General features: G+C 68.1%; 14 protein-coding genes. 11 read left to right on the forward strand and 3 right to left on the reverse strand.

Features of this window, described 5'->3' with window-relative positions:
* Positions 1-10: 10 nt before the first annotated feature.
* A complete protein-coding gene (locus I5E68_RS04315) occupies positions 11-931 on the reverse strand; it encodes an EamA family transporter (RefSeq protein WP_197161086.1) in 921 nt (306 codons plus the stop codon).
* A gap of 143 nt (positions 932-1,074) precedes the next feature.
* Here I5E68_RS04315 and I5E68_RS04320 point away from each other — a divergent pair, with 143 nt between their 5' ends.
* The gene (locus I5E68_RS04320) at positions 1,075-1,635 is read left to right on the forward strand and encodes an RBBP9/YdeN family alpha/beta hydrolase (protein ID WP_197161089.1); all 561 of its coding nucleotides are present in this window, start codon (positions 1,075-1,077) and stop codon (positions 1,633-1,635) included.
* A 1-nt stretch (position 1,636) separates the two neighbouring features.
* Here the strand turns inward: I5E68_RS04320 and I5E68_RS04325 are convergent, their stop codons facing one another.
* A complete protein-coding gene (locus tag I5E68_RS04325) occupies positions 1,637-3,145 on the reverse strand; it encodes a YifB family Mg chelatase-like AAA ATPase (protein ID WP_197161091.1) in 1,509 nt (502 codons plus the stop codon).
* Positions 3,146-3,590: 445 nt separating this feature from the next.
* On the opposite strand from I5E68_RS04325, the gene I5E68_RS04330 reads away from it, so the two are divergent.
* Complete coding sequence (locus tag I5E68_RS04330) at positions 3,591-4,358, forward strand: alpha/beta hydrolase (protein ID WP_197161093.1); 768 nt, start codon at positions 3,591-3,593, stop codon at positions 4,356-4,358.
* Between the two features lie 63 nt (positions 4,359-4,421).
* Here I5E68_RS04330 and I5E68_RS04335 read toward each other — a convergent pair whose 3' ends face one another.
* The gene (locus tag I5E68_RS04335; protein WP_197161095.1) at positions 4,422-4,787 is read right to left on the reverse strand and encodes a hypothetical protein; all 366 of its coding nucleotides are present in this window, start codon (positions 4,785-4,787) and stop codon (positions 4,422-4,424) included.
* Positions 4,788-5,017: 230 nt separating this feature from the next.
* Between I5E68_RS04335 and rpmH the strand changes: the two genes are divergently transcribed.
* The 9 genes from rpmH to I5E68_RS04380 all read left to right on the forward strand — a co-directional run bounded on the left by rpmH (position 5,018) and on the right by I5E68_RS04380 (position 12,578).
* Positions 5,018-5,152: a 50S ribosomal protein L34 gene (rpmH, locus tag I5E68_RS04340; protein WP_039388288.1), complete on the forward strand. Its 135-nt coding sequence runs from the start codon at positions 5,018-5,020 to the stop codon at positions 5,150-5,152.
* A 259-nt stretch (positions 5,153-5,411) separates the two neighbouring features.
* Positions 5,412-5,864, forward strand: coding sequence for a ribonuclease P protein component (rnpA, locus tag I5E68_RS04345; protein WP_197164536.1), 453 nt, complete (start codon positions 5,412-5,414; stop codon positions 5,862-5,864).
* A 41-nt stretch (positions 5,865-5,905) separates the two neighbouring features.
* Positions 5,906-6,154 (forward strand): membrane protein insertion efficiency factor YidD, encoded by a 249-nt coding sequence (gene yidD, locus I5E68_RS04350; RefSeq protein WP_228727045.1) that lies wholly within the window; start codon positions 5,906-5,908, stop codon positions 6,152-6,154.
* A 26-nt stretch (positions 6,155-6,180) separates the two neighbouring features.
* Positions 6,181-7,956 (forward strand): membrane protein insertase YidC, encoded by a 1,776-nt coding sequence (yidC, locus tag I5E68_RS04355; protein WP_197161101.1) that lies wholly within the window; start codon positions 6,181-6,183, stop codon positions 7,954-7,956.
* 100 nt (positions 7,957-8,056) lie between these two features.
* Entirely contained in the window at positions 8,057-8,641 is a 585-nt protein-coding gene (gene yihA, locus I5E68_RS04360) for a ribosome biogenesis GTP-binding protein YihA/YsxC (protein WP_323982168.1), read from the forward strand.
* 179 nt (positions 8,642-8,820) lie between these two features.
* Positions 8,821-9,945 carry a DUF47 family protein gene (locus tag I5E68_RS04365; RefSeq protein WP_197164537.1) on the forward strand — a complete coding sequence of 375 codons (1,125 nt, stop codon included), beginning with the start codon at positions 8,821-8,823 and terminating at the stop codon, positions 9,943-9,945.
* 18 nt (positions 9,946-9,963) lie between these two features.
* The gene (locus I5E68_RS04370) at positions 9,964-10,965 is read left to right on the forward strand and encodes an inorganic phosphate transporter (protein WP_197161104.1); all 1,002 of its coding nucleotides are present in this window, start codon (positions 9,964-9,966) and stop codon (positions 10,963-10,965) included.
* A gap of 84 nt (positions 10,966-11,049) precedes the next feature.
* Positions 11,050-11,715 (forward strand): glutathione S-transferase family protein, encoded by a 666-nt coding sequence (locus tag I5E68_RS04375; protein ID WP_197161106.1) that lies wholly within the window; start codon positions 11,050-11,052, stop codon positions 11,713-11,715.
* Positions 11,712-12,578 carry a S1/P1 nuclease gene (locus I5E68_RS04380; protein WP_323982086.1) on the forward strand — a complete coding sequence of 289 codons (867 nt, stop codon included), beginning with the start codon at positions 11,712-11,714 and terminating at the stop codon, positions 12,576-12,578. The genes I5E68_RS04375 and I5E68_RS04380 overlap by 4 nt, the downstream gene beginning before the upstream one ends.
* The last annotated feature ends 39 nt before the right edge of the window (positions 12,579-12,617 follow it).

Genomic DNA, 12,617 nt, shown 5'->3' on the forward strand with positions numbered 1-12,617 from the left:
CGCGGCGCGATCAGGTCAGCGGTTCCTCGCGCAGCTTCGAGACCGGCGGCGCGGTGCCGAGCGAACAGCCCGCGCTCGCCGTGACGAGCACGGCTATCGCCAGCCACTGCCAGGGGCCGAGCGCCTCGCCCAGAACGACAAAGCCGATCAGCGCGGCGGTCGCGGGACCGGCGCTCGAGATCAGGCCGACCACGCGCGAGGGCAGCTGGCCCATCGCGCGCATCTCCAGCACGTAGGGCAGCGCGCTCGACAGCACGGCGACCGTGGCAGCCAGCGCGAGCACCGGGGCGTCGAGCGCGGGCAGCCCGCGCGCGAGCCCGGCAGGCACGGTGACGAGGCAGGCCGCGACCATGCCGATCGCGACGGCATTGGGCGCGCCCACCCGCGCGGCGCGGCGTCCGAGCATGATGTAGAGCGCCCAGCACGCCGCCGCGCCGAGCGCGAGCGCGATGCCGACCGGGTCGCTGGCATGGGCGCGTCCGGGCCATGGCATCAGCAGCACCAGTCCACCTATTGCCAGCGCCAGCCAGGCGAAGTCGCGCGGACGACGGGTGGTGAGCAGCACCACCGCGAGCGGGCCGCAGATCTCGATCGCGCAGGCAATGCCGATCGCGATGCGCTCGAAGGCGGCGTACATCATCAGGTTCATGCCCCCGAGCGCGAGCCCGTAGAGCGCGCACCAGCCGATGTCGCGGCGCGAAAAGGCGGCGCGGCGGCGCCAAGGCCGGACCAGCGCGAGCAGCAGCAGCGCGGCGATCCCCGAGCGCAGCGCCGCGACCTGCTCGGGCGCGAGGCTGACGAAGAGCCCCTTGGCGAGCGCCGCGCCGAAATTGATGCTGACCTGTGCGAAGACGATCTGCGCGCTGGCTAACAGCGGCGCATGTAGGGCGGGGCCAGCGTTGGCGAGCGGGGCAGCTTGGGGCGAAGTCATGCGCGGTCGGTTCCCGGGCGGCAGCGCCTCGGGGCAGCTGCCGCTCGCGCCGGATTGCCGCGCATCGCGCCGCTTGGCAAGCGCCTTGGCGCGCGGCACATAGAGGGCACGCGCAAGTCGCGCCGGCACAAGGAAAACGCGCCATGTCGAACCTCGTCCTGCCCGGTATCGGCGGCTCTGGCCCCGCGCACTGGCAGAGCCTGTGGCAGGAGGCTGACACCGCGGCCCGTCGCTTCCGCCCGTCAAGCTGGGACCAGCCCGGGCTCTCCGACTGGATCTCCGCGCTCGAGCGCGAACTAGAGGCATGTGCCGGGCCGGTGGTCCTCGTCGCACATTCACTGGCCTGCCTGCTCGTCGCGCACTGGGCGGAAGGCAGCGCGCAGGTCGCGCGCGTTGCCGGTGCCTTCCTCGTCGCCCCGCCCGACCCGGACGGCGCAGACTTCCCGCGTGCGCAGGCAGGAAGCTTCGCCCCGGTCCCGACCGCGCGCCTGCCGTTCCCCGCATTGCTCGTCGCCAGCCGCGACGATCCCTATGCGTCGATCGACTATGCCCGAACCCGTGCGCAGCAGTGGGGCACGGGCTTCGTCGACGTCGGCGAGAAGGGCCACATCAATGCCGGGAGCGGGCTTGGCGCATGGAGCGAGGGGCAGGGCTTGCTGGCCGCGTTTCGTGCCGGGCTCGGTCTCGCCGGTTCCGGGGTCTGAACTACCTTGCCGGTGGGCGCTTTCGATAGCTCAGCGCCTCGGCGACGTGGATGCGTTTAACATCCGGCGCGCCATCCAGATCGGCGACGGTGCGCGCGACGCGCAGGATGCGGGTGTAGCCGCGCGCGGAGAGGCGCATCGCCTCGGCTGCCTGCAGCAACAGCTTGCGCCCTTCGGCATCGGGCGTGGCGTGGGCTTCGAGCAGGTCGCCCTCGAGTTCGGCATTTGTGCGCGCCGGGCTGTCGGCAAGCCGCGTGGACTGGATCGAACGCGCCTGTGCCACGCGGGCCGCGACCTCGGCGCTGCTTTCGCTCGGCGCGGCTTGCGCCAGGTCGACGGCGCGCACTGCCTCGACCTCGATGTGCAGGTCGATCCGGTCGAGCAGCGGGCCCGAGACCTTGCCCTGATAGTCGGCGGCGCATTTGGGCGCGCGCGAGCAGGCGAGCGCGGCATCGCCGAGGTGGCCACAGCGGCACGGGTTCATCGCGGCGACGAGCTGGACGCGCGCGGGAAAGGTGACGTGGGCATTGGCGCGCGCGACCGAGACTTCGCCGGTTTCGAGCGGCTGGCGCAGCGAATCGAGCGCCTGTCGCTGGAATTCGGGCAATTCGTCGAGGAAGAGCACGCCAAGGTGCGCCATCGAGACCTCGCCGGGGCGTACCTTGATGCCGCCGCCGGTCAGTGCCGCGATCGAGGCCGAGTGGTGCGGTGCGCGGAAGGGCCGTGCCCGCGAGATGCGCCCGCCTTCCAGCGTGCCCGCGATGGAGGCGACCATCGAGACCTCGAGCGCCTCGCGCGGGGATAGTTCGGGCAGGATGCCGGGCATGCAGGCCGCGAGCAGCGACTTGCCCGCGCCGGGCGGGCCGCACATCAAGAGGTTGTGCCCGCCCGCCGCCGCGATCTCGAGCGCGCGGCGCGCGGTCTCCTGTCCCTTGACCTGACGCAGGTCGGGGCCGCTGCCGGTTGCCTCGACCTCGCCCGCAACCGGGGCGGGCAGGGTCTGGCGCCCGCGCAGGTGATTGAGCAGGCTGACGAGATCGGGGGCGGCGATGACCGAGCCACCCCCGGCCCAGGCGGCCTCGGGCCCCTGCACGGCGGGGCAGATCAGTCGCTTGTCGGCGGAAAGCGCGTGGAGCGCGGCGAGCAGCACGCCGGGCGAGGCGATCACCCGCCCGTCGAGTGCGAGTTCGCCCACCGTGACATATTCGGCCATATGTTCGGCGTCGAGCACGCCCATCGCGGTGAGCAGCGCGAGCGCGATCGGCAGGTCGTAGTGCGAGCCTTCCTTGGGCAGGTCGGCGGGCGAAAGGTTGACCGTGATCCGCTTGGGCGGAAGCGCGAGGCCCATCGCGGTGAGCGCGGCCGTCACCCGCTGGCGGCTTTCTCCCACCGCCTTGTCGGGCAGGCCGACCACCGCGAAGCCGGGCATTCCGGGTGCCACCTGGCACTGCACCTCGACGCTGCGCGCCTCGAGCCCGAGGTAGGCGACCGTCGAGACAAGTGCGACCATGGGGGTCAGGACCCGCTACGCAGGCCTGCGAGGCGCCGGAATGGCCAACAGATCGGACCGAAGCGGCTGCCGGGCGGGCTGCTTGCCCGCCCAAGGGCGCATCGGTTCGAGATGGAAGCCATTCCAGCGTCCCGCAGGGATTTGATCAAAATGGCCCAGCGCCGCGTCAGGAAGTCTTGAAAGATCGACATATTCCTTCGTCTTCCTTTCTTGCCCTGAGCCATCTTGACGCAAACCGCGCAGGCCTGCGTAGCGGGCCCTGACCCCTGAGGAACCTTTTGCCCGTTTGCGGGTTGCTGCGCGCGGAACTTGCGGATTTGCCCCGATTGTTGCGGGGGCACGCTTGTGGTGTCGAGGGAAAACACTGCGCGAGGGTAGGCCCTTACTTCTTTTTAACCTCGTTTCGCATCGATTGCGAAAGGGGCTGCGGCGCAGTTTTGGGATCATGCGCTCGTACCTTGCCCTTCTCGGCCCGCTCGCCATGCTCGCTGCCGCCCCTGCAGCCGCGCAGCATATCTCCTACGAGACGATCGAGCCCGAGATCACGCTTCCCACCGGTGGCCAGCGCAACATTGCCGCGAATGCCGGAACCGCTGGCACAGCTGGAGGCGCCATCAAGGCGCTGGCCAGCTATGGCCCGTTCCGGGTGATCGACGCAGGTCGCGCGGCGCTTGTCGACAGCACCGATTCGCGCAGTCCCGAGGCCTTCTCGGCGATGCTGCGCGATTATCCGGGGATCGCCACGCTCGATCTGGTGGAATGTCCGGGCACCTATGATGACCTCGCCAACCTGCGCCTCGGGCGCATGATCCGCGCGCAGGGTATCGCCACGCGGGTCCCGCGCGGCGGCTCGGTGCGCTCGGGCGCGGTCGAACTGTTCCTCGCAGGCGTGCGTCGCAGCGTCGATGCGGGCGCCGAGTTCGCGGTGCACTCGTGGCTCGACGTCGATGGTCACGAACCGGGCGACTACGATGCGGCTGCGCCCTCGAACCGCCGCTATCTCGACTACTACAACCAGATGGGCATGAGCCCGATCGAGGCCGAGGCCTTCTACGCCATGACGAACTCGGTGCCCTTCGATTCGGCGCGCTGGTTCGGCGCGGGGGTCATGGGTCTGTGGGTTCAGTTCGACGAGGTTTCTATGCCCGATGAACTGGCGCAGCGCGCCCGCGTGACTTTCGCCCCCGTTACTTTTGCCTACGCGGGCGACTGATCCATTTGGCCTGAGCCGCAAGGTCTCACTTGATCGCCGTTAAGAAAGACCGGACGCTCGCCGTCAGGTGAAGGTCTTCTCGACGCCGGGCTGGACGCGCCGCGCCTCTTCCTGACGCTTGCGCGCGCCGAAATAGCCGATCAGCGCGAGAACGCCCGCAGGAATGGCGAGCGTCAGCAGGCTCGACAAGGCGGCGATCGCCACGGGCATGGCGCCTTGCTCCTGGCCGGGTAGCGCATAGGCATAGAGAACCGTGCCCGCGAGCAGGAGCGCGCCACTCACCCATGCGGCCAGCACCGCGAGCAGCTTGATTGCGACGGGGCTCGAGAGGACATGGCGCAAGAGCAGGTGCTCGAAGGCCAGTGCAAGAACGAAAAGGCACAGGAACGCGACGAAGAGTCCCGTCACCAGCAGCGAAAGCCCCATCACCGTCCCATCTTCCTTCTTGTCCCCGTTCCTGCCCTGAAGTATCCGCAGGCGAGACTGGCCGCGCGCAACTACGCGGTCAAGGTGGCGGTGGAAGTACAACGAATCACCCCCATCGTCTTGACTCTCGCACCCGGCTCACGTAACGGCGCGCATCTGTTCTGCGGTCGTCCCTTGTGGGCGGCCCGTTTTGTTCGGTCCTTCGGGGCCTATTGGTATTTTCGAGGACTGACATGAAGCGCACTTTCCAGCCCAGCCGCCTTGTCCGCGCCCGCCGTCACGGCTTCCGCGCCCGCACGGCGACGGTCGGTGGCCGCAAGGTGCTTCGTGCGCGCCGCGCCCGCGGCCGCAAGAAGCTTTCGGCCTGATCGGACCGGCTTTCCGCCTCTCCCTCGCGGAGAGGCCGGATACGGCAACGGCCCGCTGTCCTGACCGGCGTTCCCCTTGCGGGGAATCCGGGCGGGGCGCGGGCCGCCGCCGTTTTGGGGCTCCTGTTTTCGCGAATCGCGTTGTCGCGGCGCGAGTGCGCGGGCAGGGACTGACCCGATGACCGACGAGACCGGCACTCCTTCCGCTCCGGGCGCTGCCCGAGAGCCCGCGCAGGCACAGCGTGCGCCTTACCTGACGATGTCGAAGCGATCCGACTTCCTCGCGGCCAATCGCGGGCAGCGCGTGGCGCGCCCGGGTTTCGTGCTGCTGGCGAATCGCAACGGCGGGCAGGGGCGCCGTGCCGGGATCACCGTCACCAAGAAGATCGGCAACGCGGTCGTGCGCAATCGCATGAAGCGCCGCTTCCGCGCGCTGCTGCGCGAGATCCTGCCCGAACACGGTTTCGCCGATACCGACCACGTCCTGATCGGACGCGAGGGAGGGGTCGAGCGCGACTTCGCCAGCCTGCGCGAAGAGCTGCTCGCCGCGCTGACCCGCATCCGCGAGGGCAAGGTCGACCCGCCACGCGGTGCGCGGCGCGGGAAGGGTGGCCCCAAGGGTGGCGCGAAAGGCGCAGGCAAGGGCGGTCAGCACCGTGCGCGCGGGCGCGGCGAGACCGCACCTGCCGACGCTCCTGCGCCGAAATCGTGAGCCGGGCACTCGCCTTCGTCCGTGCGATACCGGCACTGGTGATGATCGCGATCGCGCGCGGCTGGCAGCTTGGTCCCTCGCGGATCATGCCCCCGACATGCCGCTTTTCTCCCTCCTGCTCGCAATACGCGATCGAGGCAGTGCGGACGCACGGTGCGATTAAGGGTGGATGCCTCGCACTATGGCGTCTATTGCGCTGCCAGCCTTGGGGTGGGCATGGCTATGACCCGGTCCCCGGAACAGATGACAACACGGGCAAGGGCGTCGGCGACGACTGCTCGTGCCACTGACGAATAGACGACAGGAAAAATCCCAGGTGCAGAACCAGCGTAACGTAATCCTGGCAGTCTTGCTGACTGCGCTTGTCCTCTTCGGATGGCAGGCGGGCGTCGGCTACTTCTATCCGCAGGCCAAGACACCGACCCAGACGGTCGCGGCCGGCGGGGCCGAGGAGGCAACCAAGCCGGGCAAGCCCAGCCGCGAAGGCGGCCTGCGCGACGCGGCTTCGCTGGCGCTGGAGAAGCAGGACCTCAAGAGCGCGCTCGCCGCAGGCAACCGCGTCGCCATCGAGGCGCCGGGCCTGTCGGGTTCGATCAACCTTCAGGGCGCGGTGCTCGATGACCTCGTGCTCAACCGCCACCGCGAGACGGTCGAGAAGGATTCGGGGCCGGTGCGCATCTACTCGCCGCGCGGCACGCCTGCGCAGCAGTTCGCGCGCTTCGGCTGGGTCGGGCAGGGCATCAAGGCCCCCGACGCCTCGAACATGGTCGAGTGGAAGGCGCCCGCCGGTGCCAAGCTGACCCCGTCGACCCCGCTCACGCTGACCTGGGACAACGGTTCGGGCCAGCAGTTCGCGCTGACCTACCGCATCGACGACAACTACATGATCACCGTCGACCAGACGGTGCGCAACACCGGCAATGGCCCGGTCGTCGTCCAGCCCTTCGCCTTCGTCAACCGCACCGACAAGACCGCCAGCCTCGATAGCTTCCAGGTCCATTCGGGCCCGGTCGGCGCCTTCGACGGTTCGGTTACCTTCGGCACCGACTACGACGACGTCGCCGAGGCCGGCACCATCGACGAGGCGGGCAATGCCGACTGGATCGGCTTCACCGACGTCTACTGGATGTCGACCGTCGCTCCCGTCGACGCCAAGGCCGAGGGCACTTATCGCTCGCTCGGCAACAACATCTTCCGCGCCGACCTGCTCTACCCGCAGCAGGCGCTGCAGGCCGGCCAGCAGCTCAAGCGCACCACCAAGCTGTTCGCCGGTGCCAAGGAGCACGAGGTGCTCGACGCCTACGAGGCGCAGGGCATCAAGAACTTCGGCCTCTCGATCGACTGGGGCTGGTTCCGCTGGTTCGAGAAGCCGATCTTCTGGCTGCTGACCAAGCTGTTCAGCCTCGTCGGCAACTTCGGTGTCGCGATCATCCTGCTGACGCTCATCGTGCGCGGCATCATGTTCCCGATCGCCCAGCGCCAGTTCGCCTCGATGGCGGCGATGCGCGCGGTCCAGCCCAAGATGAAGGCGATCCAGGAGCGCTACAAGGACGACAAGCAGAAGCAGCAGCAGGAAGTGATGAAGCTGTACAAGGAGGAAGGCGTGAACCCGCTCGCGGGCTGCCTCCCCATGTTCCTTCAGATCCCGGTGTTCTTCGCGCTCTACAAGACGCTGATCCTTGCCATCGAGATGCGCCACCAGCCCTTCGTGCTGTGGATCAAGGACCTTTCGGCGCCCGACCCGCTGCACATCCTCAACCTGTTCGGCCTGCTGCCGTTCGATCCGCCCAGCTTCCTCGCCATCGGCGTCCTCGCGCTGCTGCTGGGCATCACCATGTTCCTGCAGTTCAAGCTCAACCCGGCGCAGATGGACCCGACCCAGCAGCAGATCTTCATGATCATGCCCTGGTTCATGATGTTCGTCATGGCACCCTTCGCCGCGGGTCTGCTGCTGTACTGGATCACCTCGAACCTGCTGACCATCGCGCAGCAGAAGTTCCTCTACAGCCGTCACCCGCAGTTGCAGGCGCAGGCCGAAAAGGTCACCGAGGACACCGCGCGGGCCAAGGCGCGCGCCAAGGGCAAGAACTGACGTGAGCACCGACAACCATAACGAGCCCGAGGCGGGCAAGGGCGTCGAGGCCTTCGACGAGGAAACCGTCGAGCGCGCGCGCAAGCTCTTCTCGGGCCCGGTGGCGTTCCTCAAGAGCGCGCCCGCGCTCAAGTTTCTGCCCGATCCCGACGTGCCCGAGATCGCGTTCTGCGGACGTTCGAACGTCGGCAAGTCCTCGCTGCTCAACGCGCTCACCGGGCGCAAGGCGATTGCGCGCACCTCGGTCACGCCGGGGCGCACGCAGGAGCTCAACTTCTTCGACGTGGGCGAGCCGCTGCAGTTCCGCCTCGTCGACATGCCCGGCTACGGTTTCGCCAAGGCCCCGCTCTCGGTGGTCGAGACCTGGCGCCGCCTGGTGCGCGAGTTCCTGCGCGGGCGCGTGGTGCTGCACCGCACGCTGCTGCTGGTCGATTCGCGCCACGGCATCAAGTCGGTCGACGCCGAGATGATGAAGATGCTCGACGAGGCCGCGGTCGGCTATCGCATCGTCCTCACCAAGGCCGACAAGGTCAAGGCGAGCGAGCTCGAGAAGGTGCGCGTCGCCACGCAGGCCGAGGCGCGCAAGCACCCTGCGGCCTATCCCATCGTGCACGTCACCAGTTCCGAAAAGGGGCTGGGCATTGCCGAACTTCGTGCGGCGGTTCTTGCCGACGCTTTGCTCTAGCCAGCCGGGTGCCCCGGTCGTGGACCGGGTGCACCCGTGGCCAGGTTGCCACGAACTCCCGGAAAACCGTGTTTGTGACGATTGCGTGACCGGCGCCCGCGCGCTAGGGCGCGCAACTCATCCCGGATTCGCCGAGTAGATTCGACCCACGCCGAAAAGGAGGGGGGTAACCAATGCCGATGCGCCAGATCGCCGTCCTTCCCTATCGCACCGAGGGTGCGAGTTTCGACGCGCCGATCCAGATCCTGCTGATCACCTCGCGCGAGACGCGCCGTTGGGTGATCCCCAAGGGCGGGCTGATGAAGGGCCTCGCCCCGCATTCCGCCGCCGCCGTCGAGGCGGAGGAGGAAGCAGGCGTGCTCGGCGCGGTGTGTCCCACTCCGCTCGGCTCCTATCGCTATCGCAAGCGCCGCAATTCGGGCGCCTCGGTCTGGGCCGACGTCGACGTCTTCCCCTTCGCGGTGACCGAGGAACTGGAGACCTGGGACGAGCAGCACCAGCGCGAGCGGCGCTGGTTCTCGCTGGCCGAGGCCGCCGATGCCGTCGACGAGGAAGACCTCGCCGCCCTTATCCGATCCTTCGGCGCGCGCGAGTTCCGCGTCGCCGCCAGCCCCGCGCGCATGCTCGCCGCGGTGGCCGACAGAACGGGAGTCAATGCCATGTTCGCCTGGTTCCAGAAGCTGCTGCCGCAGCAGGGCGAGTTCTTCGAGCTGTTCGAGAGGCAGGCCGGTACGCTGGTCGCAGGCGCCGATGCGCTGGCGCGCCTCGCGCAGGGCGGGCCGGGGCGCAACCAGCACATCCGCGAGATCGAGGAGCGCGAGCACGACGCCGACGAGATTACCCGCGAGGTGCTCCAGTCGGTACGCCGTACGTTCCTGACGCCTTTCGACCGCTCCTCGATCACCAGCCTGATCACGACGATGGACGATGCCATCGACGAGATGCAGCAGGTGGCGGGCGCGGTCAGCCTCTACGACGTCGCCGAGTTCGAGCCGGAGATGATCGACATGGCCGCGATCATCGTCGATGCCGCGCGCCTCAGTGCCGAGATCATGCCGCTGCTGCGCAAGGTAGCCGACAACGGTCACCGCCTGCACGAGCTGACCGAGCGTCTGGTGCGCATGGAAGGCCACGCCGACGACATCCACGCAGCGGGCCTGCGCCGGGTGTTCCGCGAATCGCAGGGCAAGGACGCGCTGCACTTCATCGTGCGTCAGGAGATGTTCAAGCGTCTCGAGCGCGTGGTCGACCGTTTCGAGGATCTCGCCAACGAGATCGACGGCCTCGTCATCGATCACGCCTGATCGTCTAGCTCAAGCGCCATGGACCATAGTCTCGCCCTCCCGCTGCTGTTCGGGCTCGTCGCGCTCGCACTGGCCTTCGACTTCCTCAACGGGCTGCACGATGCCGCGAACGCGATCGCGACAGTCGTCGCGACGCGGCTGCTCTCGCCGGTCATGGCGGTGCTCTTCGCCGCGGGCGGCAACTTCGCGGCCTACTGGATCATGGGGCTCCACGTCGCAGAGACCGTGGGCAAGGGTATCATCGACAAGGACGCGGTGACGCCTGCGGTCGTTTTCGGCGCACTGGTCGGCGCGATGTTCTGGAACGTGGTGACCTGGCTCAAGGGCATTCCCTCGAGCTCGAGCCATGCGCTGATCGGCGGCCTGCTCGGCGCAGGCCTTGCCCACGGCGGCTTCGCGGTGGTCGAAAGCTCGGGCACGACCAAGACCATCGTCGCGATCTTCCTGTCGCCGACCATCGGCTTTGCCATCGCGATGCTGCTGATGCTGGGCACGAGCTGGCTGTTCAAGGGCTTCTCGCCGCGCGGGTCGAACTCGGTGTTCAAGGCGCTGCATCTCCTGTCCTCGGCCGCCTACTCGATCAGCCACGGCGGCAACGACGCGCAGAAGACGATGGGCATCATCGCCGTGCTGCTCTATTCGACCGGGCATCTGGAGGGCGATTTCCACGTGCCCGAATGGGTCGTGCTGGCCTGCTACACGGCCATCGCGCTGGGCACGCTTTCGGGCGGGTGGAAGATCATCAAGACGATGGGCTCCAAGCTCACCAAGCTCAACCACCACTCGGGCTTCTGTGCCTCGAGCGCGGGTTCGGTCGTGGTTTTCGGCGCGAGCGCGATGGGCATTCCGGTATCGACGACCCATGCCATCACCGGTTCGGTCGTCGGCACCGGCGCGGCCCGGCGTGCGAGCGCGGTGCGCTGGTCGGTCGCGAGCCGCGTGATCGTCGCCTGGTTCATCACCATCCCGGCGAGCGCCATCGTCGGCGCGGCGTTCTATCTGCTCACGCGCCTGTTCTGATCTCGTCGAATGGGCGCTGCGCCCTCGACATAGGCCCGGGCAGTGACTAGGTCCGCCTGAGCAGTCAGAAAAGCGCATCCCCCCATGAAGCTGATTATCGGCAACAAGAATTACTCGAGCTGGTCGCTGCGCGGCTGGCTCGCCTGCAAGCAGTCGGGCCTCCATTTCGATGAACTGACCGTGCCCATCCTCGGCGAGGACTGGGAACACGTGAAGACGAGCACCAGCGATCTCGCGCCCAGCCAGGGCAAGGTGCCGATCCTGTGGGACGGCGATGCGGTGGTCTGGGACAGTCTCGCCATCGTCGACTTCCTTGCCGACAAGGTCGGGCGCGACCGGTTCTGGCCCAAGGACGATGCCGCGCGCGCGATGGCGCGCTCGATGGTCGCCGAGATGCATTCGGGCTACCTCGCGCTGCGCCGTACGCTGCCGATGAACGTGCGCAAGCGCCTGACCCTGCCCGGCGTGCCAGAGGACGTGCGCGACGACGTGGTGCGCATCCTCACGCTCTGGGCCGAGGCGCGCGCGCGTTTCGGGCAGGGCGGTCCCTTCCTGTTCGGCACCTTCGGCGCGGCCGACGTGTTCTATGCGCCGGTCGTCAGCCGCTTCCTCACTTACGGGATCGGGGTACCCGGCTTCGCGCAGGCCTACATGCAGGCGGTGTGGGAGCACGACTGGATGCAGCAGTGGATCGCCGCGGCAGAAGCCGAGGACTGGGTGATCGAACAGTACGAGATGCCGGAAGAATGACGATGAAGCGTTTGCTGGTTTCGCTGGCGGGCCTCGCGGGCCTGCTTGTCTCGGGTCAGGCGCAGGCCTGGGGCGCCTATGGCCACCGCACCGTCGGCGCCATCGCCTGGGAGAACGTCGCACCCGAAACGCGCAGCGCGATCCGTCGCCTGCTCGCGCATCAGGAAGAGATCGATACCCCGCAGTGCGCGATGCACTCGATCGAGGATGCCGCGGTCTGGCCCGACTGCATCAAGGGTGAGCGTTGGCGCTGGGCCTTCGCGTCCTCGTGGCACTACCACGACCAGCCGATCTGCGGCAGCTTCGACCTCAAGACCGAATGCCGCGACGGCAATTGCGCGACCGCGCAGATCGAGCGTAACGAGCGCCTGCTCGCCGACCGCAAGCTGGCGCCGGTGCTGCGGCTCGAGGCGCTGGCCTTCGTCGTCCACTTCGTCGGCGACATCCACCAGCCGCTTCACGTCGGCGAGAACCACGATCTTGGCGGCAACCGGATCAAGGCCGACTACGGCATTGCACCGGGGCGCAACCTGCACTCGATCTGGGACGGGGTGCTGGCCGAGCGCGCGATCACCTCCGCGCGCCCGCCGCTGGTGCGCCGCTATAGCGCGGCCGAGAAGGCCGAGCTCGCCACCGGCTCGGTCGAGGACTGGGCGCGTGAATCCTGGCAGGTCTCCAAGGACTTCCTCTATCCCGCCGCTTTCGGCGAGCTTCCCTGCGACGATGCGGGCAAGGCGAAGGAAGGCAAGAAGATCGTCTGGTCGAACGAGGCGACGCAGGCCGCGATCCCGATCATCGACAAGCGCATCGAGCAGGCCGGGCTGAGGCTGGCGAAGATGCTCGACAAGGCGCTCGGAGCCTGATTCAAGGGACCGGCTCGGCAAAAGGACAAGGGTGACACG

The organism is Novosphingobium aureum, assembly GCF_015865035.1.
Taxonomy (GTDB): Bacteria; Pseudomonadota; Alphaproteobacteria; order Sphingomonadales; family Sphingomonadaceae; genus Novosphingobium; species Novosphingobium aureum.

What these genes read in the sequence shown, in the direction of transcription:
- I5E68_RS04315 (WP_197161086.1), bottom strand. Translation starts at nt 931, where the DNA reads ATGACTTCGCCCCAAGCTGCCCCGCTCGCCAACGCTGGCCCCGCCCTA.
- I5E68_RS04320 (WP_197161089.1), top strand. Translation starts at nt 1,075, where the DNA reads ATGTCGAACCTCGTCCTGCCCGGTATCGGCGGCTCTGGCCCCGCGCAC.
- I5E68_RS04325 (WP_197161091.1), bottom strand. Translation starts at nt 3,145, where the DNA reads ATGGTCGCACTTGTCTCGACGGTCGCCTACCTCGGGCTCGAGGCGCGC.
- I5E68_RS04330 (WP_197161093.1), top strand. Translation starts at nt 3,591, where the DNA reads ATGCGCTCGTACCTTGCCCTTCTCGGCCCGCTCGCCATGCTCGCTGCC.
- rpmH (WP_039388288.1), top strand. Translation starts at nt 5,018, where the DNA reads ATGAAGCGCACTTTCCAGCCCAGCCGCCTTGTCCGCGCCCGCCGTCAC.
- rnpA (WP_197164536.1), top strand. Translation starts at nt 5,412, where the DNA reads ATGTCGAAGCGATCCGACTTCCTCGCGGCCAATCGCGGGCAGCGCGTG.
- yidD (WP_228727045.1), top strand. Translation starts at nt 5,906, where the DNA reads ATGATCGCGATCGCGCGCGGCTGGCAGCTTGGTCCCTCGCGGATCATG.
- I5E68_RS04365 (WP_197164537.1), top strand. Translation starts at nt 8,821, where the DNA reads ATGCGCCAGATCGCCGTCCTTCCCTATCGCACCGAGGGTGCGAGTTTC.
- I5E68_RS04370 (WP_197161104.1), top strand. Translation starts at nt 9,964, where the DNA reads ATGGACCATAGTCTCGCCCTCCCGCTGCTGTTCGGGCTCGTCGCGCTC.
- I5E68_RS04375 (WP_197161106.1), top strand. Translation starts at nt 11,050, where the DNA reads ATGAAGCTGATTATCGGCAACAAGAATTACTCGAGCTGGTCGCTGCGC.
- I5E68_RS04380 (WP_323982086.1), top strand. Translation starts at nt 11,712, where the DNA reads ATGACGATGAAGCGTTTGCTGGTTTCGCTGGCGGGCCTCGCGGGCCTG.